General features: G+C 57.4%; 21 protein-coding genes. 8 read left to right on the top strand and 13 right to left on the bottom strand.

What is annotated here, in order from left to right; genetic code table 11:
- Position 1 precedes the first annotated feature (1 nt).
- The 8 genes from K8I01_01380 to K8I01_01345 all read left to right on the top strand — a co-directional run bounded on the left by K8I01_01380 (position 2) and on the right by K8I01_01345 (position 4,656).
- A complete protein-coding gene (locus K8I01_01380) occupies positions 2-565 on the top strand; it encodes a hypothetical protein (GenBank protein ID MBZ0219075.1) in 564 nt (187 codons plus the stop codon).
- On the top strand, positions 558-1,097 hold the full coding sequence (locus K8I01_01375) for a hypothetical protein (GenBank protein ID MBZ0219074.1): 540 nt from the start codon (positions 558-560) through the stop codon (positions 1,095-1,097). Before K8I01_01380 ends, K8I01_01375 begins: the two co-directional genes overlap by 8 nt.
- Positions 1,094-1,732 (top strand): hypothetical protein, encoded by a 639-nt coding sequence (locus tag K8I01_01370; protein MBZ0219073.1) that lies wholly within the window; start codon positions 1,094-1,096, stop codon positions 1,730-1,732. The genes K8I01_01375 and K8I01_01370 overlap by 4 nt, the downstream gene beginning before the upstream one ends.
- Positions 1,723-3,441: a glycoside hydrolase family 55 protein gene (locus K8I01_01365; protein MBZ0219072.1), complete on the top strand. Its 1,719-nt coding sequence runs from the start codon at positions 1,723-1,725 to the stop codon at positions 3,439-3,441. The genes K8I01_01370 and K8I01_01365 overlap by 10 nt, the downstream gene beginning before the upstream one ends.
- Positions 3,442-3,450: 9 nt before the next feature.
- On the top strand, positions 3,451-3,699 hold the full coding sequence (locus K8I01_01360) for a hypothetical protein (protein ID MBZ0219071.1): 249 nt from the start codon (positions 3,451-3,453) through the stop codon (positions 3,697-3,699).
- Positions 3,696-4,175, top strand: a complete 480-nt coding sequence (locus K8I01_01355; protein ID MBZ0219070.1) for a DUF882 domain-containing protein — start codon at positions 3,696-3,698, stop codon at positions 4,173-4,175. The genes K8I01_01360 and K8I01_01355 overlap by 4 nt, the downstream gene beginning before the upstream one ends.
- Before the next feature lie 125 nt (positions 4,176-4,300).
- Complete coding sequence (locus K8I01_01350) at positions 4,301-4,471, top strand: hypothetical protein (protein MBZ0219069.1); 171 nt, start codon at positions 4,301-4,303, stop codon at positions 4,469-4,471.
- Entirely contained in the window at positions 4,471-4,656 is a 186-nt protein-coding gene (locus tag K8I01_01345) for a hypothetical protein (protein ID MBZ0219068.1), read from the top strand. Before K8I01_01350 ends, K8I01_01345 begins: the two co-directional genes overlap by 1 nt.
- Here the strand turns inward: K8I01_01345 and K8I01_01340 are convergent.
- The 13 genes from K8I01_01340 to K8I01_01280 all read right to left on the bottom strand — a co-directional run bounded on the left by K8I01_01340 (position 4,632) and on the right by K8I01_01280 (position 22,790).
- Complete coding sequence (locus K8I01_01340; protein ID MBZ0219067.1) at positions 4,632-5,120, bottom strand: hypothetical protein; 489 nt, start codon at positions 5,118-5,120, stop codon at positions 4,632-4,634. The genes K8I01_01345 and K8I01_01340 overlap by 25 nt on opposite strands.
- A 486-nt stretch (positions 5,121-5,606) precedes the next feature.
- Positions 5,607-6,500 (bottom strand): site-specific tyrosine recombinase XerD, encoded by an 894-nt coding sequence (xerD, locus tag K8I01_01335; protein ID MBZ0219066.1) that lies wholly within the window; start codon positions 6,498-6,500, stop codon positions 5,607-5,609.
- Positions 6,497-9,136 carry a [protein-PII] uridylyltransferase gene (gene glnD / locus K8I01_01330; protein ID MBZ0219065.1) on the bottom strand — a complete coding sequence of 880 codons (2,640 nt, stop codon included), beginning with the start codon at positions 9,134-9,136 and terminating at the stop codon, positions 6,497-6,499. The genes xerD and glnD overlap by 4 nt, the downstream gene beginning before the upstream one ends.
- Positions 9,137-9,156: 20 nt before the next feature.
- Entirely contained in the window at positions 9,157-10,389 is a 1,233-nt protein-coding gene (locus K8I01_01325; GenBank protein ID MBZ0219064.1) for an N-acetylmuramoyl-L-alanine amidase, read from the bottom strand.
- Positions 10,386-12,965 (bottom strand): DNA mismatch repair protein MutS, encoded by a 2,580-nt coding sequence (gene mutS, locus K8I01_01320; protein MBZ0219063.1) that lies wholly within the window; start codon positions 12,963-12,965, stop codon positions 10,386-10,388. The genes K8I01_01325 and mutS overlap by 4 nt, the downstream gene beginning before the upstream one ends.
- Positions 12,966-13,178: 213 nt before the next feature.
- Positions 13,179-15,395 carry a glycoside hydrolase gene (locus K8I01_01315; GenBank protein ID MBZ0219062.1) on the bottom strand — a complete coding sequence of 739 codons (2,217 nt, stop codon included), beginning with the start codon at positions 15,393-15,395 and terminating at the stop codon, positions 13,179-13,181.
- A 7-nt stretch (positions 15,396-15,402) separates the two neighbouring features.
- A complete protein-coding gene (locus K8I01_01310; protein ID MBZ0219061.1) occupies positions 15,403-16,632 on the bottom strand; it encodes a PQQ-binding-like beta-propeller repeat protein in 1,230 nt (409 codons plus the stop codon).
- Complete coding sequence (locus K8I01_01305; protein MBZ0219060.1) at positions 16,598-17,248, bottom strand: histidinol phosphate phosphatase domain-containing protein; 651 nt, start codon at positions 17,246-17,248, stop codon at positions 16,598-16,600. Before K8I01_01305 ends, K8I01_01310 begins: the two co-directional genes overlap by 35 nt.
- Before the next feature lie 199 nt (positions 17,249-17,447).
- Positions 17,448-18,953 carry a DUF4388 domain-containing protein gene (locus K8I01_01300; protein MBZ0219059.1) on the bottom strand — a complete coding sequence of 502 codons (1,506 nt, stop codon included), beginning with the start codon at positions 18,951-18,953 and terminating at the stop codon, positions 17,448-17,450.
- On the bottom strand, positions 18,954-19,922 hold the full coding sequence (locus K8I01_01295) for a hypothetical protein (protein MBZ0219058.1): 969 nt from the start codon (positions 19,920-19,922) through the stop codon (positions 18,954-18,956).
- Positions 19,923-19,954: 32 nt separating this feature from the next.
- Entirely contained in the window at positions 19,955-20,443 is a 489-nt protein-coding gene (locus K8I01_01290; protein MBZ0219057.1) for a bifunctional nuclease family protein, read from the bottom strand.
- Positions 20,444-20,531: 88 nt separating this feature from the next.
- On the bottom strand, positions 20,532-21,887 hold the full coding sequence (gene miaB / locus K8I01_01285) for a tRNA (N6-isopentenyl adenosine(37)-C2)-methylthiotransferase MiaB (protein MBZ0219056.1): 1,356 nt from the start codon (positions 21,885-21,887) through the stop codon (positions 20,532-20,534).
- 204 nt (positions 21,888-22,091) lie between these two features.
- Positions 22,092-22,790: an SPOR domain-containing protein gene (locus tag K8I01_01280; GenBank protein ID MBZ0219055.1), complete on the bottom strand. Its 699-nt coding sequence runs from the start codon at positions 22,788-22,790 to the stop codon at positions 22,092-22,094.
- Between the last annotated feature and the right edge of the window lie 70 nt (positions 22,791-22,860).

The raw sequence follows: 22,860 nt of genomic DNA, 5'->3' as shown, positions 1-22,860 counted from the left end.
AGTGGGCTTTTTCTCTAAAGTAGTGAAGGAAGTTAAGAGAGTAGCCAAAGATGTCAAGCGTGAGGTTACGAACGCCACAACGTATATCCCGCCTCTTGCGGTCATGGCCCCTATCGGCGGCAAGAAACAGCGAGAGAACGCAATGAAGGGGTTGGCTATGGGGGCTACGATTGCCACTGGTGGCATGGCTTCCGGCGTTCTCAAGACTGCGGCTCCCGTGAACACTTCTGCGGCCCTTGACCCTGTGACCGGCGAGTTTACGGGCGCGTATATGTCCGCGCCTGGAGGGGGGGGGAGTTCCTTTTTTAAATCGCTTGCGACTACGGCAACTCAGCTTTTGCCGCAGTCCGGCTCACAAACTCAGGCGGTTTCGATGGATTACCCTCTTGCATATCAGTACGTTCCTCAGCCCGTAGCTGAGGCGGTTCCTAATCCTCTTTCGTTCCAGTATGTCCCGCCGCCAAATTCCGGGCAGCCCGCGCAAGGAGGGGGGTTTTCAACAAACCATCTCCTCCTAATCGGCATCGGGGCCTTGCTGGTGATAGGAGTTATAAGAAATGGCTAAAGCGAAAGATGTTCTCCGTAAATTCGCGCTCGGCTTCGTGGGCGGTATGCCCACAGGCGGTTGGGCTGGCGGTTTTACAGGCGGGACGGCAGCCGCCGTCACTGGTGGAGAATTCAAACCGCTAAAGAGCGCGGCAATCGGCGCGGGAGCGGGATTCGTGGGTGGCTACCTTGCCCGCTCGCTGGACTGGCAGGGGGATACTACCTCAATAGGTGGGCTCACTTATAAACCCCTTTCCTCGACGGCGTTCAATTTTCTCAATGCCGCAAAGCCGGGGGACGTAGGGCCTCGGCTTCCCGATAATCGGTTCACCTCTGGTGCGCTCGGCTCTGTGTTGAGTGGTCTTTTCGCTGGCGGCGCGGAGTACACTGGCGGGGCTCCGCTTGACCTTCCTCCGGGCTCCGGGCCTGTCGGTAGTTACCCTCTTGCGTCCGATTATCAGGCCGCCGCAGAAGCCTCAGAGGGTGGCGGCAGCTGGTTGCCTGTAGCGATCGCGGTAGGTGCGCTGGTATTCCTGGGGGCTAAGCCATGATTAAAGCTCTTCAACAGGCCCGACAAGGCGCGTTTCTCTACAAGACACAGGTGATAGACCTCTCGACGGCGAGGAATAACGAAGTCCTCACCATCGAGGGAACCTATCTCTTTGTTTTCGATGCAACGGACTTCGGCTCGAATCTAAGCGTCCGGTTCAATGAAGTTTACATGGACGCGCTCACGCTCACGAAGAGCCGGGGCGTAAGGCTTCCGTTTTATCGGGTGTACCTCACCAATGCGGCACAGCCCGGAAAGACGCTTACGCTCATCTACGGCGTTTCTGATACGCCTATCGAGGCCATAGCTCAGGTTGAAGTGGTCTTCAGCGGCGCGGTCGAAATAACCGAGGCCGTTGTTGAGGTAGCAACCGCTCCGGCGATATACAACGTTGACTGCCCGCTTGCCGGGACGGAGTACAGCCAAGCCCTTCCGGGCGGGACCAAAAAGTTTTCCATCAAGGCGCGGGGAGGGGATTTACAGGTCTGTTTCTCGAACGGGCAGAGCGGCGTAACGTATGTACTTTTGACAGATGGACAGGCCCTTTTCGAGGACAACGTAAACCTTACCGGGAAGACGCTCTATTTCCAGAGCTCTCAGGCCGGGACAGACGCAGAGATAATCGCATGGGTATAACTCCAAGTCTGAAAGATATAAGGGCAAACGATATAAGGACAAAGGCTCCGTGGGCTGACGTGCGCTCATTCGGGGCCAAAGACGACGGCTCAGACGATTCAGCGGCCCTGCAAGCCGCAATGAACTATATCTACAGCCTCGGCGGGGGCCTTGTGCGCCTGGGACGTAATCACGGGGTCTTAAGCTCTGTAGTTACGCCTGTAGGTGTGGACGTAATAGGGCATGGCAGGGGTACTGTTATCTCGATTCTTCCCGGCGCGGTCCTTACGGGCGGGTTCGTTTTTCTGGTCAACAGCGAGGATGCGGCTGGATGGGTTACGGCCTATCCTAACGTGCCTTGCAATCGCCTGGGGAACTTCAAAATCAAAAACGATAACCATGCCACTGTAACGGGGCGGGGCATATTCCTGGGCGCGTCTGCCGAGGTCTTTGACTTTAGGACCGAGAACCTCCATCAGGCCCTTAAGACCACCTCCAATTATCTTGACCTCCTTACGCTCAGACGCATCTTTTGCTCTTACGCGAGGGGAGCGGATTACCAAATTCAAATCTCGAACCTCGGGGACGGCCTCGATGTCTCTCAGGTCATAACCATCGACTCGACAGGAAGCACTCCCGAGGCTAAGGGCATATATCTGACCGGGTGTAACGGCGGTCAGCTTCGGAACATCATAGGCGGCTATCACAAGGTCCAGGACAGCGCTGGCGTTGTATGCTCGGGCTGGCATGGCGAGGCAGAGGCTGCGGAACATCTCATCATCGAGAACAGCTCTGTAATCATCGATGGAGGGTATTTCTGGGCCGGGAGCGTGCCGAGGGTTAAGCTCCTTTCAACGTCCGACCACCAACATACAGTTTCCATGCGGGGCGTGAACTTCGTGGTCAACCACGACGATATGCCGGGAGCCTATGACCAGTACGATTTGCAGACGCACCCGAATTATCTGGTCACTGTCGAAAACTGCGTGAAGGTCGCAACCAAGAAAGGGCAAATTGCCCTTGCGGACGTGGGCGGCATGCTGGTCAAGGACAGCGCCGGGAACGCTCTGGCCTCCTGGAACAGCTATTCGCACCTCCTTAGCAAGCGCGGGGTTATCGGCTACAGGGAAACGCCGGAGCTTGACCACGCCCTCGATTGCGGGAGCGGGGCTATCTTCGCCATAGCGGGGCTGGCAACAAACGCCACTGTCACGTGGGGAGAAGCCACTGCGACGTATTATTACCGCCTCCAGCTCATCTATGACCCGGTCCGGATGGTAGGCATGAACGACCTCGGCGGAGAGTCCATCCTTGAGCTGGTGAACGCCGGGAACGGCGCTCTTATGACGGTCGGGTTTGCAACCCGGAAGCGGAACGCGATACTGAGGCTCTATCGCGGGACGGCAACCGGGAGCTATGACAAGTACGTTGACATTCCCCTGATAGCGATAGAGAGGCTTTACGACGATGGAACCTACGTCAACGGGTATCCGTGGCAAGCTCGGGCCGCTGGCGCGGTCGATACGCTCTTCGTGGACCCTGTCTCGATGAAGTGGGCCGGGGCTCATCTGGAGATGAAAGGTCTTGCGGCAAGCCCTTCTGCCGGGACATGGAAGGCCGCTGATACCATCTATTCGAGCACGCCTGCCGCTGGCGGCAAAATCGGCAGGGTTTGCACAGCGGCCGGAGCGCCGGGAACATGGAAGACGTTCGGCGCGATAGACGCTTAAGGGGCAGTTATGGCGATATTCTACAAGACAGCGGAGTTGGCAAAAGAAGAGGCGCGGCTTGCGGAGCTTAAGCGGCTTCACGATGCTCGTCAGATCACTACACGCGAATACCTTGACGCCATAAATCAGCTCAAGGCAGTCGGGGACGGAACCACTACCGGGAGCCAAACCGCAAGCGTCCTCGACGTTGTACAGCTCGGGCTTATTGTGGCTTTGGCATTGGCGGCGGTTTACGCTCTGAGGATGTTTAAGAAGTGAACCGCTGGCATGTCCTTTTGGGCCTTGCGGCCCTGTATGCCGGGGGATGGGGGGTTAAAGCTGTGACGCTCAATCTGAGGTACTTTAAGCCGTCCGAGTTTGGGGCCTCCTTGCCGTTGCTCAATCCGGCTCTCCTTGAAAAGCTCGACGAATTCAGGCACAGGCTCGGAAGCCGGGTCATAATCTCGCCGGCGCCGGGGTCTTTGATTCGTCCGGCAGGGGATAACGAAAGCCAGCACGTCTACGGGCGGGCGGCAGACGTGATGATTCCCGATACAACGCTTGTCCAGGCGTACAGCGTTGCCAGAGAGGTCGGTTTCACCGGGATAGGGGTTTACCCTCACTGGAAGCCCTACAAGGGCCTTCACCTCGACGTAAGACCGGACAGGCAGCCCGGAAGCCCCGCACAATGGGCGGGGCTCAAGGGGCCTGACGGCAAGCAGTTCTATACCTCGGTTGAAAGGGGGCTCGCGTGAAGAGGAAGAAGAAAAAAACAGTTCTGGTCAAAGCCCATAAGCGCAAGGGCTATTACAGGAAAGGGACTACAGTCAAGACGCACAGAAGGCGCGTGAGATAAAAAAAACTCAAGAGGGGGGTTCTCGTGAAAAACTGGAAAACAACGTTGTCAGGTGTTTTAGCCGGAGCAGGGCAGTTCTTGCCGTTCTTCGGGGTTCCTGTCGAGGTAGGGCATGCAGTAAGCACCTTGGGCCTCTTCCTCATAGGCCTCTTCGCTAAGGACATGAACGTCACGGGTGGGAAAGTCCTTCAGTAATGGACGCGCAGACCCTTGCCATAATAGTCCAGGGCGCGGGGCTCCTCTATGCAATCGTGAAGTCCTACACGAAGACCCGTGAGGACATAGCGACCATAAAGGCCCTGTTGACCAAATGCCCGCATGTGAAAGGCCAGAATGAAAGCAAGGCTCCGCTGGTTCATAGTACGGCAGATAGCCTATAGGCCGTGGATTCGGCGGCTTCCGGGGGCTCAGAGGCTTTTTTACGCCGGGATAAAATGTTCCTTACGCTCCCTGCTGAAAGATGCAGCCGTTTCGCGATAGCACCCGCAGTCAATCCGCTCTTTGACAACCGCATAATCTCCCTGTCACGCTCAAGAGCGGCCTTGCGCCGCTCTGCCTGCCTTATTTCCTTCACATGGATGGCGGCTGAATCCCACTTCAACCCGTGGGCCCTTGCTACGCCCGAGACGATCTGATTAGCGGGCAGACCAGCAAGGCCCCGCATGGTGGCCGCTATATCGGTCCGTAGGCGCTCCTGAGCCGCTTTCCGCTGGTCTTCGGTCGCTTTCCAGCGGCGAGCGGCCTTGTAGCCGATTCTGGCGCGTGAGAGGGCCGCTCCGAGGTCCTGAAAGACCTGAGCGATAAGGAAACAGGTAGCCTCATCGACCTCGAGGACGGCTGTCACTTGATTTGAAGTGACACCTTGATTCCGAATGTCTACGTTAAAGACCATCGGCAGAGTACCGCAAGGAGTAGGATTGCCACACAGAGGGCGGCGAGAAGGCTTGTGAGATTATCCGTAAAGCGTTTAATGAGATAATCCCACAAACCAATGAATATAATTGTAAAAACTTGTCCGGCAATAAAGCCCAAGAGAATGAGGGCCAGAGTTGATTTCGGCATGGGGCGGCCCCGCCTAAACCGGACAGGGGGCCAGTTGACACCGCCTGAAAAAGCGCTGGAACCACGCACGGAGCCATGTCGCATAATGGATATTATGTCAAATTGCATATGGTTCTCCAGGCCGTTATCGCATGGTTGAGACTCCCCTGCGGAAAGTCCATGCTCTGCTTTAGATTTGTTTTTTTATCTCAATGTGTTGCGAATTGTTATTGAGAAAGAGTCTTATGGTTTTCGAGGCGGCCTTGCGGAGTTACATGATTCCTTCGGTCTATCCTCTCGGATGCTTTCCCTTGTGCAGGTTCTTAAGGCGTTCGTTAGTTATGTGGGTGTATATCTGGGTGGTGGATATGTCGGCGTGCCCCAGCATGGCCTGGACTATCCTCAGGTCGGCACCCCTTTCAAGGAGGTGTGTGGCGAACGAGTGGCGTATTATGTGGGGCTTGCACCTGGCCCGGCTGATCCCGGACAGAATGGCGTACTTCTTCATCATCGTCCAGAAGTTCTGGCGGGTCATGGCGGCGGCCCTTGATGTAAGAAAGAGCACCCCTGTCTTCCTCTTGCCGAGGAACGAGGGCCGGGCTTCGTCGATATACCTCTTGAGCCAATGCATTGCCGCGTCCCCGAGCGGGACCATCCTCTCCCTTGACCCCTTGCCGAAGGCCGTGAGATAGCCTCCCTGGAGGCTTATATTGTTGCTCCGGAGGTTCGTAAGCTCAGATACACGGAGGCCGGTGGCGTACAGGGTCTCAAACATGGCCTTATCGCGTAGACCCAGGGCGGTATCGGGCGATGGGGCTGAAAGGAGCTTTTCCACTTCCATGACAGAGAGGAACTCAGGAAGCTTTTTCCCGAGCTTGGGCATGTCCACCTTGGAGCATGGGGATTCACCCACGGCCCCTTTTCCGGCAAGGAACTTATAAAATCCCCTCAGGGTTACGAGGGCCCGGGCGTACGATCTGGCTGAAAGGCCCCGTTCTCTCAAGTGCCTGAGGAATCCGGATATGTCCTCCGGGGTAGCCTCAAGGAGATCCTTTCCTGACATGTATTCGAGGAAATTCGAGAGGTCTTTTTTATAGCTGAGGCGGGTATTTTCAGAGAGGCCTTTTTCCACCACGATGTGGTCGAGGAAGGCCTGTACAGGGTCCCTCCCCAGGTCCCTCATTTCGCCTCCGGCGCCGCGGGCTCGGTAAGGACCTTATACAACTTGTCAGCTATATCGTTCAGGCGGTCCTTGAAGAATATCTTCTGCCCGAATATGTCCTTCACATAGAAGATGTCCGCGGCCTGTTCGCCCTTGGTCGATATCTTGGCGACGAATATGTAGAGGCCGAGCTTGGAGAGGGTGCTCGTGATGTCATAGAGGAGGCCGATCCTGTTCTGGGTATGTATGTCCAGCACGGTGTAGGCATCCGAGACCTCGTTGTCTATCTCGACGGTCGTCTTGACCCTGGGCTTCGCCTTGCTGTCGAGTATCGACGGCTTCCTTTTCCTCACAAGCGTCTCGACCTTTGCGCGGCCGGACAAGACCTCCGCAAGGTCGCTCTCTATCTTGCCGAGCCTTGCCTCGTCGGTTATGAAGCCTCCGGAGGTGCCGGTCACCTGGAGTATGTCGAGCGCAATGCCGTTACGGAGCGTATTTATCTGCGCCCCCAGGATGTTCACCCCATTGGCTGCCATGACCCCGGTTATCATCGAGAAGAGCCCGTGGACGTCATGGGTGCATATGATGAGCTCGGTATATTCCCTGAAGGTGTCCTGCCTGACCCTCATCGCGTAGGTCTTGTTCCCGAAATCGGTCAGTATTTTCAGGTGCTCGGCGATGAAGTCGGGGCTGGTCGAGAGGAAGTAATTCGTCGGAAGGAGCTGGAAAAAATTCTCGACCGCCGCGCTCCCCAGCCCCTCGGGCTCAAGTAGCGCAACCACCCTCTCCCTCACCTTCCTGAGCTTTGCCTCCGATTCCTCGGGCTCGAATGTGCCGCGATCGAGTACAGTAAGCGCCTTGAAATAAAGCTCCTGGAAAAGGGCGCCCTTCCACTGGCTCCAGACATCCGGCCCCACGGCGCGCACGTCCGCGAAGGTAAGGAGATAGAGTAGATTCAGCCTCTCGATATCGCCCACTTTCCTCGCGAACTCGATTATGAGCTTTTCGTCGTGCAGGTCCCTGTACTGGGCCGTATTCGCAAGCAGGAGGTGATGCTTCACGAGGAACTTTACGAGATTCGCGTCCTCTTCCGCAAGATTGAGGCGCCTGCATATCTCCGGCATCATGGCCGCGCCCTTATCGGCATGCCCCTTGCCGTGCGCCTTCCCTATGTCGTGGAAGAGGACCGCGAGGTAAAGGACCTCGGGGTTAGGAATCTCCTCGAAGAGGTTCGAAAGTAGCGGGAAATCGGATTTATACTGCCCCCTTAGCCTCTCGATCTCCCTGACCGCGAAAAGCGTGTGGGCGTCGACGGTGTACACGTGATAGAGGTCGTGCTGAACCCTGCAGCTTATCTCCTCGAACTCGGGTATGTACCTGTCGAGGAGCTTCAGGCGGTGCATCTCCCTGAGCGTCTTGTGTACGTCCTTGCCCCTTAGTATCTTGAAAAAAGACGCCGAGGCCTCCTTCGAGGTGCGGAAGTCCTCCCCTGCGTTCACGAGCCCCTCGAGGACCTGGTCCTTGGCCGACTGATCGAGCTCCACGTCGAACGCCTGCGCGTACTCGAAAGCCTTAAGCGCCATCGCAGGCTCGCGATGGATGATATCCTCGGCCTTCGTAAAGAGGAGCCCTCCCGAAACATAGAAGTTCCGGTCTATCCGGGCCTTTTTCCTCGGCCACTGTAGAGTCTTTTTCTCTCTATGCAACGCCCTGGAGAGCATGAGCCCAGAATAATGGCTTATGTCGGATGCGTGGCGGTAATAGCGCTGCATGAACGCCTCTACCGCAAGGCATTTATCAGTGCTTTCGAACCCGAGGAGCTTGGCTATCCTCTCCTGGTGGTCGAATGTGAGCTGGTCGGTCTTCCTGCCGGTTGAGAAGTGGAGCTCGTTCCTGACCCATAGCACGAAATCGAGCGAGGCCTCGAGGGCCTTTTTGTCGCGCTCGCTGAGGAGCCCGAGAGAGAATGGCTCGACTGGGCTCGCGTGCCTGGCCTTCAAGGCCCATACGGCCGTATGCAGGTCGCGAAGGCCCCCCTCCCCCTCCTTGACGTTGGGTTCGAGTATGTAGACCGAGCCGCCGAACCTGGCGTGGCGCTGCCTCGTCTCTTCGAGCTTCTCGTTTATGAACGAGGCGGACCTGGCCCTGTTGAAAAGGTTCTTTCTCACGCTTTTACGGAGGGACTCGAAGAGGTCTGTGTCGCCTGTGAGAAACCGCAGGTCAAGGAGCGCGGTCATGGTCTTCAAGTCGTCCCTCGCCAGCGTAATGCACTCGGGCACTGAGCGGATCGCAAAGCCCAAATCGAGGCCAGTGTCCCAGAGGACATAGAGCATCTCCTGAGTGAGCTCTTCCACCGGCTTCGTGAGACGTCCCTTGTGGACGAGCATGAGATCTATGTCGGAGCGGATGTTTAGCTCGCCCCTGCCGTACCCGCCCATGGCGACGAGAGCGGCTTTGTTTGATGGGCCGAGCCGGCCGGAGTTGCGGGCAAAAAGGGCCTTTAGGAGGCCATCGATTACGGCCGTGTACGCGCGGCAGACCTCGCGGCCGGTGGCGCCGGAGAGGTGCGATTGACGGATATCCGCCTCGCGTTTCGAGAGGTATTCCTTCGCGACCGGGGCGAGCGGCCCTCCGGCCTTGAGGATCGAATCTGGCATCAGTCCGTGCGGCATAAATATCAGGTCTCGCCCGGGCCGTTCATATAGCTCAACACGCCGGCTGCTATGCCGTCCACGGCCTCTTTCAAATACTTCTGGTCCTTAAGGCGCTCCTCCTCGAGGGGGTTGCTGATGAACGAGACCTCGACGAGAACTGCTGGCATCTTTGTGCCTATAAGGACATAGAACGGAGCGCCCTTGATGCCGTTGCTCCTGATATTCCTGTAGCTGGCGCGGAGCCTTGATACGAGGCTGTCCTGAACGACGCCCGCGAGCCTTGCCGAGTCGTTCGTTTTCGCGGTCTTTATGAGGTCGTTCAATATGAACTCAAGGTCGCTTACCGACCTGGTCGATGTCGCGTTCTCGCGCGCAGCCACCCTCTTGGCCTCCTCGTCATTCGATATGCCGAGGATGTACGTCTCGATGCCGGAGGCGGCCCTCCTCGGGGCCGCGTTCACGTGGATGGAGATGAAGAGGTCGGCCTCCTCCCTGTTAGCTATGGCGGTCCTTTCCTCGAGGGGTATGAATACGTCCCTGTCCCTGGTCATGACGACCGCCGCGCCGGCTTCGCGTTCGAGCTTGTCCCTCAGCATGAGCCCGAGCTTGAGGGTTATGTCCTTCTCCTTTAGGCCGGTCTTGCCGACAGCCCCCGGGTCCTTGCCGCCGTGCCCGGGGTCTATGACTATCTTCCTGACCTTCAATCCGAGCTGCTGCGTAAGGCTCGGGTCTGAAAGCGGCAGGCCCCTGGGGTCCTGCCGTATTTCGGGAATCGCCTTCCCGGCGCTGTCCCTGGCCTGCCTTATGACCTCGTCCTTTCCGGCGGGCTTCTCGCCGGTCACGTCGATGACTATCCTGTACGGGTCGGTGAGGTAGAATATCTTGAAATCCTGTATGGATTCTATGTCGAGGACCACGCGGACGGTGTCGTGGTCGTACTGCCCCGCCCTTGCGGCCTTGAGGAGGCCGTCGTTTATCGGTATGGAGCGCGCGAGTTCAGGCGAAAGCACGGCTCCCGATATGTCGACGTAGAGCCGCCTCCATTCGACGCTTATGGAGGGGTCCTTACGGAGGAGGCGGTGCGTGAACGAGGCCTTGCCGCTTACGTTTATGACGATCCTGGTGTAAGTGGGGTTGGACCAGTGGCGGATGTCGGTTACTGCCTTTGGCGCGGCCTGAGAGTTTCCAGCCGATATGAGTAGCAGGGCCAGCGCGAGGAAAAATAAAAGGACGGGCCTGCCTGAGGAGCTTTTCAATCAAGCATCTCCTTCAATTTATGGAGAGCGGTGATGGCCTCGATGGGGGTCATCGTGTCGATGTCAACGCGCCTTAGCTCTTCCCTGAGCGAGTCCCTCTCCCCGAGGAGGCTCATCTGCCCCCGTCCGTCGGGCCTGTCTCCTCGGGCCGCGAGCCGGGGCATGCCCGATTCGGTAAGCTCTCCGGTCTCAAGGTTCCTGAGTATCTCCCTGGCCCTTGATATGACCTCGTCAGGGACGCCGGCGAGCCTCGCTACCTGTATTCCATAGCTCCGGTTCGCGCCGCCGGGAAGGACCTTCCGGAGGAAGATTATCTGTTCGTTCCATTCCTTGACCGCCATATTATAATTTTTGACCCTTTCCTTTGTCAAGGAAAGCTCGGTGAGCTCGTGATAATGCGTGGCGAAAAGCGTCTTTGCGCCTAGTGAGGGGTTATCGTGTATGTGCTCGACCACGGCCCACGCTATGGAAAGGCCGTCGAAGGTGGAGGTGCCGCGCCCTATCTCGTCCAGCACGATGAAGCTCCTCGGGGTCGCGTTGTTCAGTATGTTCGCTGTTTCGCTCATCTCGACCATGAAGGTCGAATGCCCCCTTGAAAGGTCGTCAGAGGCCCCGACCCTCGTGAATATCCTGTCCACGACCCCGATGGATGCTTGTGAAGCCGGGACAAAGGAGCCGACCTGCGCCATGAGGATAATAAGGGCGTTCTGCCTCAAGTAGGTCGATTTACCCGCCATGTTCGGGCCGGTAAGGATAATGACCCTCTCGTCCTCATTGAGCCTCAAGTCGTTTGAGACGAAATCCTCGGCGCCTTCCTCTACGACCGGGTGCCTGCCGCACTCTATCATAAGAGAGTAGCCATCGTGTATCTCTGGTTTCGAATACCCGTGCCGCTCGGAAGCCTCCGCAAGGGACGACAGGCAGTCGAGTGTGGCGACCGAATCCGCGGTCCCAAGCACCCTGTCGGTATAATCTTTAAGCTCCTCAACGAGCGATGCGAATAGGGCCGTTTCGAGCTTAAGCGCCCTTTCCTCCGCCGTAAGGATCTTTTCCTCCCATTCCTTCAATTCCGGGGTTATGAACCTCTCCGCGTTCACGAGCGTCTGCTTCCGTATGTAGTCGGCAGGCACGTTGGCGAGGTTCGTCCTCGTGACCTCTATATAATAGCCGAAGACCCTGTTGTAGCCTATTTTAAGCGAGCTTATGCCGGTCCTCGCCCTCTCTTTTGTTTCGAGCGACGCGATCCAGTCCTTGCCGCCGGAGCCGATATTGCGGAGATCATCGAGCTCAGACGAGTACCCCTCGCGAATGACCCCGCCGTCCTTTATCGAGTGCGGAGGGTTTTCGGAGATAGCCCGCCCTATCGCCTCCGCGGCCTCGGCTACTTCGTCGAGGGAGAGCCCTTTAAGCAGGGAGGAGGAGAAAGGCCCGAGCGAGTTCTTGATATCAGGTATGGTGCTCAGGGATTCCCTGAGGGATGAGAGGTCCATCGGCCCTGCGGCCCCGAGAGAGAGCCGTGCCGTAAGCCTCTCAAGGTCGTGGACGCGGGAAAGGGACTCCTGGAGGGCTGAACGGATGTCGCGGTTACGGGTAAGCTCCTCGACCGATTCCAGCCGCTCCCTTATTGCGCCCGCGTCCTTAAGCGGGTGAAGGAGCCAGCTCTTAAGCCTTCTTCCTCCCATTGAGGTCCTGGTCCTGTCGAGAACGGAAAGAAGCGTATTCTCGCGGCCCCCGCTCTTCATATTCCGGGTTATCTCCAGGTTCCGCCTGGTGGATGAATCGAGGACGAGGAAGTCGTCCGGAAAATATGGCTCGGGCTTTCTCGCGTGCCTGAGCTCCGCCTTCTGGTTTGAGCGTATGTATTCGAGGAGCGCCCCGGCGGCCACTACTGCCTGGGGCATATTCGCGCAGCCGAAGCCGTCGAGGGTTGCGGTCCCGAAGTGAGCGTTCAGGCGGGCCTCGGCATCACTGAGGGAAAACCCACGTGCCTCGACGGCGGTTACCTTCTTTACCGGCGAATCCGGGAAGGCGAAGGCGTCGTGAAAGCCCTCGGGTATGACGAGCTCAAGCGGCCGAAGGCGCCTTATCTCCTCGATGAGCGAATGCGGACCGGGAAGGGTGGTGAGCCTGAACTCGCCCGTGGATACGTCCATATACGCGAACCCTGAGGCCTTGCGGTCTGCGTACGCCGCCGCTATGAAGTTATTGGCCTTTGGGTCGAGGAGTTCGTCATCGAGCGCTATGCCCGGCGTTATCACGCGGGTCACGGCCCTCTCGACGATGCCTTTTGATTCCGCCGGGTCGGTCGTCTGCTCGCAGACGGCGACCTTGTAACCTTCACGGACGAGCTTTGCTATATAGCCCGCAGCCGCATGGTAGGGGACCCCGCACATGGGTATCTCGCGGTCGCGGTCGCGGGATGTAAGGGCTATGCCGAGGACCGACGAGGCGAGTTTCGCGTCCTCGAAGAACATCTCATAGAAGTCCCCCATCCTGAAGAAGAGGACGGAGTCGGGGTGCCCGGCCTTTATCTCGAGATACTGGCGCATGGCCGGGGTCGTGGCGCTTTTTGTCATCGGAAATCCCGCCGCAAATGGAGGTTCGATTCTGTGCTGCCGGTCCTGCGTTTCTTTCAGGAAGTTGCTGAAAAAAATTCGAAGCACGTTCAGGCTGCTCAAAAAGCTCAAGATGCAAAGAGTCGAAAAATGAGGAATGCGGCGTACGTTACTTGTACGCCGGAGTGTCCATTTTGAAGACGACGCCTTGAAGCGGGCTTTTTCAGCAGCCTCTCAAACTATCCAGTCCTGCTGCTCGAAGTCCTCAGGCGGCACGGTGAAAATAAGGTAGCCCTTTACGGGCCAGCGCTCTATGCCCCTCTCCTCCGCGTTTATGTTTATGTAGAGCCTGAGCTCCTCGCCCTTTCCGGCGCGAAGGGTCGAGAGCGGGATTTCCACCTCAACGACCGAATCCGCGGCTATGCCGATAGGGGTCTCGTCTCCCCATTTGTCACCGTACCTTACGGATACCGTCCCGTCCGCGTTTTTTCCCTTTATCATTGCGGCGGCCTTGACCTGCCTGGGCTGTATGAAGGTTATAGTGAAGCTCCAGGGGCCCTCAAAACGGCCGAGCTCCTCGATATAGTCGAAACGGAAGAAGAGCGATTCCTTTGAGAAGCCGTAGGATATCGAGTCGATGAGCCCGCCCTGAAGCTCCTTATGCATCGCGCTCCCGAAGTAGGTGCGTTCGAGCTTGCCGCACGAGAGCCACTCGAAGTAGTCGGAGATGATGCCGTCCACATTGGGAGAGATGAGGGCCCTCGGCTCGGAAGGCGGCCTGTAGCCCTTTATCTCGGATGAGATGGGCATCTCCAGGTAGTCCGGCGGCTCCTTCCCTATAAGCTGATAAATCCTCTTTATGCGCCGCCTGAAAAGTGAATCGAAATCCTCGTCGCTCATCGAGGAATGCTCCTCCCCGTACCACCAGAACCAGTCGCTCCCCTCTGCCGCATAGACCTCTTCCCATGCCTCGCGCACGCTCTCCTCCATGCGCTTTTCCTCAGGGGTCCCGCGTAGCGTTTCCTCGTACTTGACGAGCGCGTCCCGCGCCTCGGATATGTAGTCCCAGGCGGTGTTGTCCTCGACATGGCCGATCCATATCTTGAAATTATGGTTTATCCACGAGCCGGGGAAGAGCCAGTTAATCTTTTCACGCCTGGTCTTCATATCCAGGAACTCGCTTATCGTAACGCACCTCAAGGCGGGATGGCCTGACAGCCTGGAATAGAGCGCCTTCAAGAAGTCCCTGCCGTCGTTCCTGAAATGCTCCCACGCGTTCTCGCCGTCGAGGATGATGGGGACAACGTGCTCGCCGGGATTTTCCAGAATCCCGTGTATGCGCGTAAGCCTCGAGACCATGTCAGAGGCCGCGTGCTCAGCATCCATTTTTGAGTAGTCGAAGCCGATAAGGTCCGAGAGGACGTGGTCCCTGAAGAAGAGTACGACTTTTCCGCCGTCCGCCTCTATCTCGTAGGGCCTGTAGAGGAACGTGTCGTAGCAATTCCCCGTGTGGTCGCGCCTTATGGGGCGCCTCAGCGTATTGGAGAGTATCTCCTCGTCGGTTGCGAGCCATTCTACACCTTCGGATGCGACTATCGGCAGGACGTCCATGCTAACCGAGCCCTCCGACGGCCACATGCCCCTGGGCATCGCGCCAAAGGTGTCCTTGAAAAGCTTAAGCCCCCTCCTCACCTGCTCCCTCGCGTCCTCGGGGTGCTGGAACCGGGCCCTGGGGAGGGTCGCTCCGGGCATTGCTTCCCTTGCCGCGTCGCTATCGCAAAGTAAGGGCAGTATGGGGTGGTAATACGGGGAGGTGGAGACCTCGATTATGCCCTTCGCCATAAGCTCAGCGTACTTCGGTATGACGGTGCCGGCGATCTCCGTCTGCATCCTTAGCAGGGCCGACTTTTCCCCTTCCGTATAGCTCCCTCCCTTCGAGTAAAGGGCGCTGAGGAACGGGTCCTTTTCCCTTATCGAGGGGTCTATCCAGACGAGGTTATAAAGTACCTGGAGGTCGAGGAAGTCCTGGTCGTTAAAGTACCTGAGGGAATGAATGACCTCGTCCTTATCGTTCGATACGCCCCTTTTCCTGAGGAGCTCCCAGAACCTCGGGAGCGGCCTTATCATGTGTTCCCAGTTCGCCTGGAAGAAGAACTGGAGCATGAAGACCTTTTCTTCGGCCCCGAGCTCCTCGGCTTTTTTTTCGCTTATCTGCCTGTATTTGTCCCTGGCGTTCCCGGAAGCGTACTCGTTTATCTGCTCTATGAGGCATGGCACCAGGTTGAAGGTCTGGTGCACGTCCGGGAACTCCTCCAGTATCGCCGCCATGTCGTAATAGTCCTTGGTTGCGTGGAAGAGGACCCATGGGAGCGTGTACTCGCCGTTCAAGGGGTCTTTGTATAAAGGCTGGTGCATGTGCCAGAGGAAGGCTACATTGAGTCTGTTATCCATTCCAATCCTACTTAGGTTCGAATACGGTAAGCTTTCCCTTGTTAGTAAGGAGGGCGACCCTTGAGTAGGCGGAAGAGGCGTTTGCGGTGACATCCGAACCGAGCGTAGTCGTCCAGGAGGTCGAGCCGTCCCTGAGGCTTATCGCCTCTATGTGTCCCTTGTCCCTGGAAAGGAAGCCGAGCCCCAGGAAGGCCTTCTTGAAGCTTGAAAGCACGAAAAGCTCCTCTCCGGCCGCGAAGACGCTCGAGGTGGCGCCTGTCGATAGCTTCTTTTTCCACAATATCGCCCCGGACAGCCTGTCGAGGGCGACAATGTCGGTCTCCCCGACAAGGACTATGCTCCGCCTGTCGGGGATGATGAAATCGCGAGTCTTGATGATGCCGTATACCCCTTTGACTTCGCCGGTAGCGGCATCCAGGGCCTGTACGGCCTCGTTACCGTCAATCACATAGACCGTACCGTCCTGATAAAGCGGCGATCTCCGCCATTTCCCGGCCTTGACGAAGCTCCCGATCACCTTTTTTGACCAGGTTTCGCTGCCCGTCTCCGCGTCCAGCGAAACGATATTGCCGTCCGAGAAAAGAAAGAAGAGAGAGCCGTCGCCGGAGTACGCGGGAGAGCCGTATATCCTCGGGCTCACGACCGTGTAGGTGGCCCTGCTATACGTCCATTCGCGCACGCCTGTCATTGCATTGAGCGCGTGCACGCGGTCGTCCTGCGAATTGAAAAAGAGCCTTCCGCCGCTTACGACAGGAGATGAGAGAATCTCCGAGCGGGCCTGGTACTCCCAAAGGACCTTGCCGGAGTGGTCGAGGCAGCGCATGACGCCGTCGGCCGAGCCGAAGCAGACCATCTCGCCGGTTATCGCCGGCGAGGCCTCGATCGGCTGCCTTGCATGATACCTCCATTTGACGCTCCCGGTAGAGAGGTCCACCGCGTAGAACCTGTCGTTTGTGGAGCCGACGTAAAGAATGCCGCCGTGGAGCGCTGGAGAAGAGAGCTGCTCCTTCGGAAACGGCCTGAGGAGCCTGAAATCCGATACGTCTTTTTCCCAGGAGACCGCGAGCGGGAGGCTTACCTCGGCCGGGGAAAGGTTCGATCTCGAATCGCTGAAAAGATGGGTGCTCCAGGGCGCGGTATCAGCCAGCGGCTTCGCCGCGCACCCGGCGAGTATGATGGCGGCAAAGACGAAGGCTCCGGCTTCAGCCCAGCTTCTTTTTGACGAGTTCCAGCGCATTGTCCTGTATTCTCCTGAAATCTTTAATGCCGAGCCCGGCGCCCAGCGCTACCTTTCCGGCCCTCTCGTCGGATACGAGGTCGCCCGGCGCGTGGGCGTCGGTATTTATGAGCATCCGCGCCCCGGTCTTTTTGGCGAGCGCCGCTACGTGTCCGTTCGAGATGCTGTGCCCCGCCCTGCAAGTGACCTCTATGTGAACCGATTTCTTGACGGCGGCCTTGCACTCCTCCTCGGTCAGGAGGCCGGGGTGCGCCAGTATGTCCACACCGGCTTTTATGTAGGCCATGTTAGTGCCTGGCTCGACCGGCTCGGCAAGCGTTTCGCCGTGGCCGACTATAATAAGCGCGCCAAGCGCCCTCGCCTTTTTTACAAGGGCCGGTATGTGCGCCGGAGGTATGTGCGTAAGCTCCACTCCGGGTAGGAGCCTGAAGCCGCTCCCTGCGTTGAATTGGCGTGCCGCCTTTTTGATCTGCTTTACGACCGTCTCGATGTTGGAGTCGTCCACATGGTCGGTTATGGCCATGGCGGTATAACCGACAACCCTCGCCCTCCGGACCAGCTCGGAGGGGATTAGGGCCCCGTCGCTCAGTATGCTGTGCGTGTGGAAGTCTATCATCGGGCAGTCCTTTCCTTGCTCGTTATGACAACGTCTAAAAAAATGATCTTTTCCCCGGACTCTGCGTCATGCCCTGAATAAAAATGCTCAAATATTCTCATATATGCTCCGCTTGTTATTCCCGGCCTTCCGGGAAAAGCGGGAAAAATCTCTGATTTTAGAGGTTGCCTTGTTATACGTACTGCGCCTTGGCCGTTTTTTAAACCGCTTTCTCTTCCGTTAAAAAGCTTTCGAAAAGCGAATGGAAGGCAGCGGCAACCGTCTCTTCCCCATCCTTGCCGAGCCTGTAAAGGGGCTCCGCGTCGGTAAGCCCTAGCCCTTTCCTGCATGCGGCTTCGTCAAGGACGCCTTTTATGACATGTACCGACGGCGTCTGCTTTTTAAGCAGTATATCGCGCTTTGCCGCGGAAAGCTCCTTAAGCTCCGACGTCCCCTCTTCGTCCACCAGGATAACGACTCCGACGAGGTTCCCGGAGAAGGCCCGCCAGAGCGGGCCGGTATTCTTGACCGTAGGAACGGAAAAAAGCGAGAGGTCGATGCCGCCGTTAAGCCTGAACGAGCCTACCTCGCCGAGCGGGTTAACCATTGAAAGTTCCGGGAAGGCCGACTTTGTGTTCAGGCTGAAACCTGGCAGGTCCCGGCACTCCCTTATGAACTCGGCAACGACCGGCGCTGACGTGGAAAGGAGGAGTATCTTTCCGTGCCCCGAGCCTCCGGAACCGCTCGATATCTTCTCGCGGATGCTCAATACCTCGGCGGCGCTCAGGAACTCCCTCCTCGCCTCAGCCCCGCTGCCTTTGACCTCGGCCAAAATACCCTTTGCCGCGAGGGCGGCAATCGTCTGGTATACCTCGTAGTCCGGAAATGACGAGCGCTCGACGACGTCCCTGACCCTGGCATTCGCCTTTACAAGCTGGACTACGTCATATACTATCGGCTGAAGGCCCTTTGGCACGGCCTCCGCGGCAGGGTTGATCTTGAGCACCGAACCTGGAGAAGGGAGCTGGTCCTTTTTGCTCCTGTACTCGTCGACCTGCCTCATCCCCTCCATCAGGAGGTTCCCGGTCGAGGATTTTATTTTTCTGGGCGCGGCCACCGGCTTCGGGATGAACTCGAACCTGCCTTCTGTCCAGTGGAACATCCTGAAGAGCGCCTTTTCGCGCTCGGCGTTATCGAGCGCGGCGTTCAGTATGTCCCCTTCCTTTATGAATACGCTCCCGGTCCTTCCGTCGGAGGTCACCTTGAGCTCCCCTTCCTTTCTGTTCAGGTGAAGGAACTGGAGGAGGTCCGCAAGGGACATATGGCTCAAGGTGCCCTCTATCTCCTTTGACGCCTCGCTCCCGGCGGCAAGGAGCGACTGCCGCATCCTGGCGTACGTCTCCTCGAAGTTGAGCGGGCGCTTTAGGAATATGTCAACCCCGGCCCTGAAGCCCCTTATCTCGGCCGCCGCGTCGGATACGAATAGGAACGGCACGCGCGAGGTGTGTGGGTTTTTCCTCAGAGTGTGAAAGAGACGCTCGCCGCTGATGACCGGGAGCGCGGTGTCCACCGCTATGAACGAGGGCCCCTCCTCTATCGCGAGCTCGAGGACTCGCGCTCCGTCCGGCGCGATGATGGTCTCCATGCCCATGCCGGAGAGAAATACCGATAGCGCGTTTGCCTGCTCTTCGTCAATGAGGCCGATAAGGACCTTAGTCTTTTTCACTTACCCGAGCTGCTCCTGGAGAGAGTATTCCTGCTGGAACTTGGTAATAAGCCCTTCTACCAGCCCGAAGTCGGAGGTATGAAAACAGGAGAAGGTCGCCCCCCAGTTCTCCTTGCAGATTATGGCGTAAGCCGTCTCCTCGTTGAGGAAGAAAGTGAAGAAGGTCTCGCGGAGCCTCGGGTCGTCCAGGAGGAGCGGCAGCGCGTTCCTTACGTCCCAGATACTTCCCTCGCCCTCGCCGACCAGGAAGACTTTAGTCGCGACCTGCCCGGCGGAGCCGAGGTTCTTGACCACGGGGAGCGACGAGGAGAGGCTCTTCGCGGCGTAGTACATTATGCCGCGCCTCGCGGGCTCCCCTGCTATCTCCCGGATTATGAGCTCGTTCACCTGGTCGAGAAAGAACTCCGAGAGGTCCTGGCCCGCGCCCGCATCAAAGCTTGAATACTCGTATCCCTTGTAGTTCCTGGAGGTAAGCTCTCCGAGTATTTCCCAGAAGAGCTTTTTACCGAGACCCTCCTTCTCCCAGATGGAAGCCTTTTTCTCCTCGGCCCTCCTGATCGCCGCGCCCGCAAGCTCCCTGAACGCCCTTCCGTCCCTCGGGAAGGTGGCGTGAGTTATTACGGCGTTCCGGCAATCCTCAAGGCCGTCAAGAGCCTTCGCGAGTTTCCTTGCAGTCACGGCCGCGCCGAAATAGTCGGTCTCCGGAAGGATCACAATCACCCGGCTCCCGTCATAGAGACCCGCAACGTCGCAGTCCCTCGTTGCCGCGACCACGCCGGTAGCCAGCCCCTCGATGAGACCGGCTTCAATAGCGCCTTCGCCGAGATCTAAGGCTACGAGAGAGAACTGGGCGTTATATCTTTTCGCGCGCGCGGTCTCAAGGCGGCCGTATTCGCCGAGGAAGAAGCTGTCATAGAACCGCTCTACGTTCAACCCCTTTGCAAGGGCTGTTCCGATTTCCGTATCCAAAAGAGACTCCAAGGGGGCCGGATTAAGGATTGCTACATCTTGTATTTCCCGAAATCTCCCATCGGGATATCCTCGAGCGACGCGGATGCGTCCTTCATCGTATCCTTGCCCTCGCCCTTGAGCTCCATGCTCTTCGACTTGTCGAGCACGCCCGACTCGACGAAGATAGGGGCGTTGGTCCGGAGGGCCAGGGCTATAGCGTCGCTTGGCCTTGAATCTATTGTGAACTCACCTTCCCTGCCGGTCATGTGGATGGTAGCGTAATATACGTTGTCCTTAAGGTCAGTCACCTCGACCTTGTTGACGATCGCGCCCACCTGCTTAAGGACGTCTCTCAGGAGGTCGTGCGTCATCGGCCTCGTGAACTGCACCTTTTCGAGCTCGGAGGCTATTGCGCTCGCTTCGAGCACGCCGATCCAGACCGGGAGCGCGTTCTTCTCCTCGTCGTCCTTGAGTATCACTATGGGCACGTTGGTGAAGGGATCTATCGTAAGCCCGAAGACCTTCATCTTCAAGAACATGGCATTTCTCCTTCCTTGCTTGGGAGGCTGCGCCAAAAAATGAAACTTGTTGCAGCCCGGTTGTTCTCTTGATTTTCCGGCGAACATGTCAGCGGCCAGCCGCCCGGACCTCCCCCCGGAGCGAGTTCTGGTATGCTTCAGTTATGGTCACTTCGATAAGGCAGCCGGGCCCGGCCTGAAGTCCCGCCGAGCCCGGGAAGTTCACTATCCTGTTGCAGGAGGTCCTTCCTGAAAGCTCTGTTGGGTCGATTTTACTGCCGCCTTCGACGAGCACCTCCAGGGTCTTTCCGACCAGGGCCTTCATCTTTTCGTTCGTTATTTCCTTTTGTTCTTCCTGAAGGCGCTGAAGCCTCTCGGACCTCACTTCCAGCGGAAACTGGTCCGGCAGGCCGGCCGCCCTGGTGCCGGGCCTTGGCGAGTACATGAAAGAGAATATGTTGTCGAACCGCACGGTCCGGAGGAGGCCCATCGTCGCCTCGTAGTCGGCCCCGGTTTCTCCTGGAAAGCCGACTATGATATCGGTCGTTATCGCCATATCCGGGTAGAGCTTTTTTAAGAGCCCCACCTTCGAGAGATACTCTTCAACCGAATAGCCGCGGCCCATGGCCGAGAGTACGCTATCCGAGCCGGACTGCACCGGAAGGTGCACATGCCGGCAGAGCTTGGGCTCCTCCCCGAATAGATGGATGAGCTCGTCTGATATGTCCTTCGGGTGGGAAGTTATGAAGCGCACCCTTGAAAGCCCATCGACCCGGCAGACCTTCCGGAGGAGCTCCGGGAAGGATACGTCACCTCCGCCGCCAGTCCCGTAGGAGTTGACGTTTTGGCCAAGGAGCGTCACTTCCTTTACGCCCTTTTTTACAAGACCATCTATCTCCCTTAATATGTCGGCGCTATTTCTACTTACCTCCCTGCCCCTCGTATACGGGACTATGCAGTAGGAGCAGAAGTTATTGCACCCCCGCATGATGCTTACGAAGGCCTTCTCTTCGAGCTCGACCGGTTCTATCCCATACTCCTCCGGGCTTATTTCCCCGGTCTGCTCGGTAACGACCACTTTCCTGCCCGTGTCGGCCTGAAGAAGCAGTTCCTTCAATTTATGGACGTTATGCGGGCCGAATACGATATCGAGGTGGGGCGCCCTCTTAAGGAGCCTCTCCCCCTCCTGCTGGGCTACGCAGCCGGCGACCCCTATGACAAGCCCCGGGCGTTCCTTTTTAAGTAATTTGAACCTCCCCAGGATGGAGTAGACCTTCTGTTCGGCTTTATCCCTTATGGAACAGGTATTTATAAGAATAAGGTCCGCTTCCGAGGGGTCTTTTGTACGGGTGTAGCTCAAGCCCTTCAAGACGCCCAGCATGCGCTCTGAGTCGTTCTCGTTCATCTGGCACCCGAAGGTCTCCAGAAAGACGAGCTTTTCCCTGCCATGAAGCCCTTCAGCCATAAGGTATAAAGCCTCGCAAATGGAGATAAAGCCCAGAAACATTTTAAGTTTTTGGGAGGCTGCAGTCAAGTCGCAACTTCAAGGCCCTGTTGCGCTGATAGCCGGAAAGCATCGTTTCTTGCGGTCGGGATTTACCTGAGGTAAAAAAAAAATACCCCGCTTACGGCGGGGTATTGAATCGGGTTTGAGAGGCGCTTTATTCGATTAAAAATGAGATTTCAGTTCTGCGCTTTCCGGCTTGACTATCCAGGGCGTATCCACGCGGAACCTGGACTGGATGTCCCTGCCCGCCTTTTCAGCCTCTGCCCTCGTGCTGAAGAAACCCACCCTCACCCTGTGCCATTGGACCGAATCCCTCGTGAAATCGGCTACATACGATTTATAGCCTGCTTTCCTCAAGGAGATCGCAAGGTTCTGGGCCTCGGGGAGGCTTGCGAAAGAAGCTACATTTATGGCCCACGGCTTTGTCTCAGGCTTTTTGGGCTGGGTGGCCTTTGCGGTCCTTGCCGGTTTCCGCTCCTTTTCAATCGCCTTCTCGACCGGTGCCGCTGGAACAGGCTCTTTCCTGGCCTGGACCGGTTCCTTCTTTTCAGCAGCGGGCATAGAAGGCGCCACTGCCTTCACTGCCGGAGGGGTCACGGCCTGGGTTTCCTTGAGAGGGGCAGCCGGTTCAACAGGCGCTGCGGGGGCCGTTTCAACTGGCACAGCCGCTACCTCAACCGGAGCATCCTGGACTTCTGCTGTCGGAGTCTCATCGACAGTCTCCTCGACGAGCTTGGCTCTTTTGGAGATGACCTCGTGCTCACTATCGCTCTCTTGGCCCGAGGGCATGAAGATGAGGATAAGCGCGATCACGATTACCGCCGAAACCGCTCCGATTATGATTACCTTCCTGTCCTTCAATTCAATACCTCCTTTTGAAGCAGGGCCTTTTCAGGGTGAAGTATATAACACGAGCCCTGCCCATATCAAC

This window comes from Deltaproteobacteria bacterium (assembly GCA_019912665.1).
GTDB lineage: Bacteria > Desulfobacterota > GWC2-55-46 > GWC2-55-46 > GWC2-55-46 > UBA5799.
The sequence above is the reverse complement of the archived record's forward strand: the minus strand, read 5'-3'. Positions and strand labels throughout refer to the sequence as shown.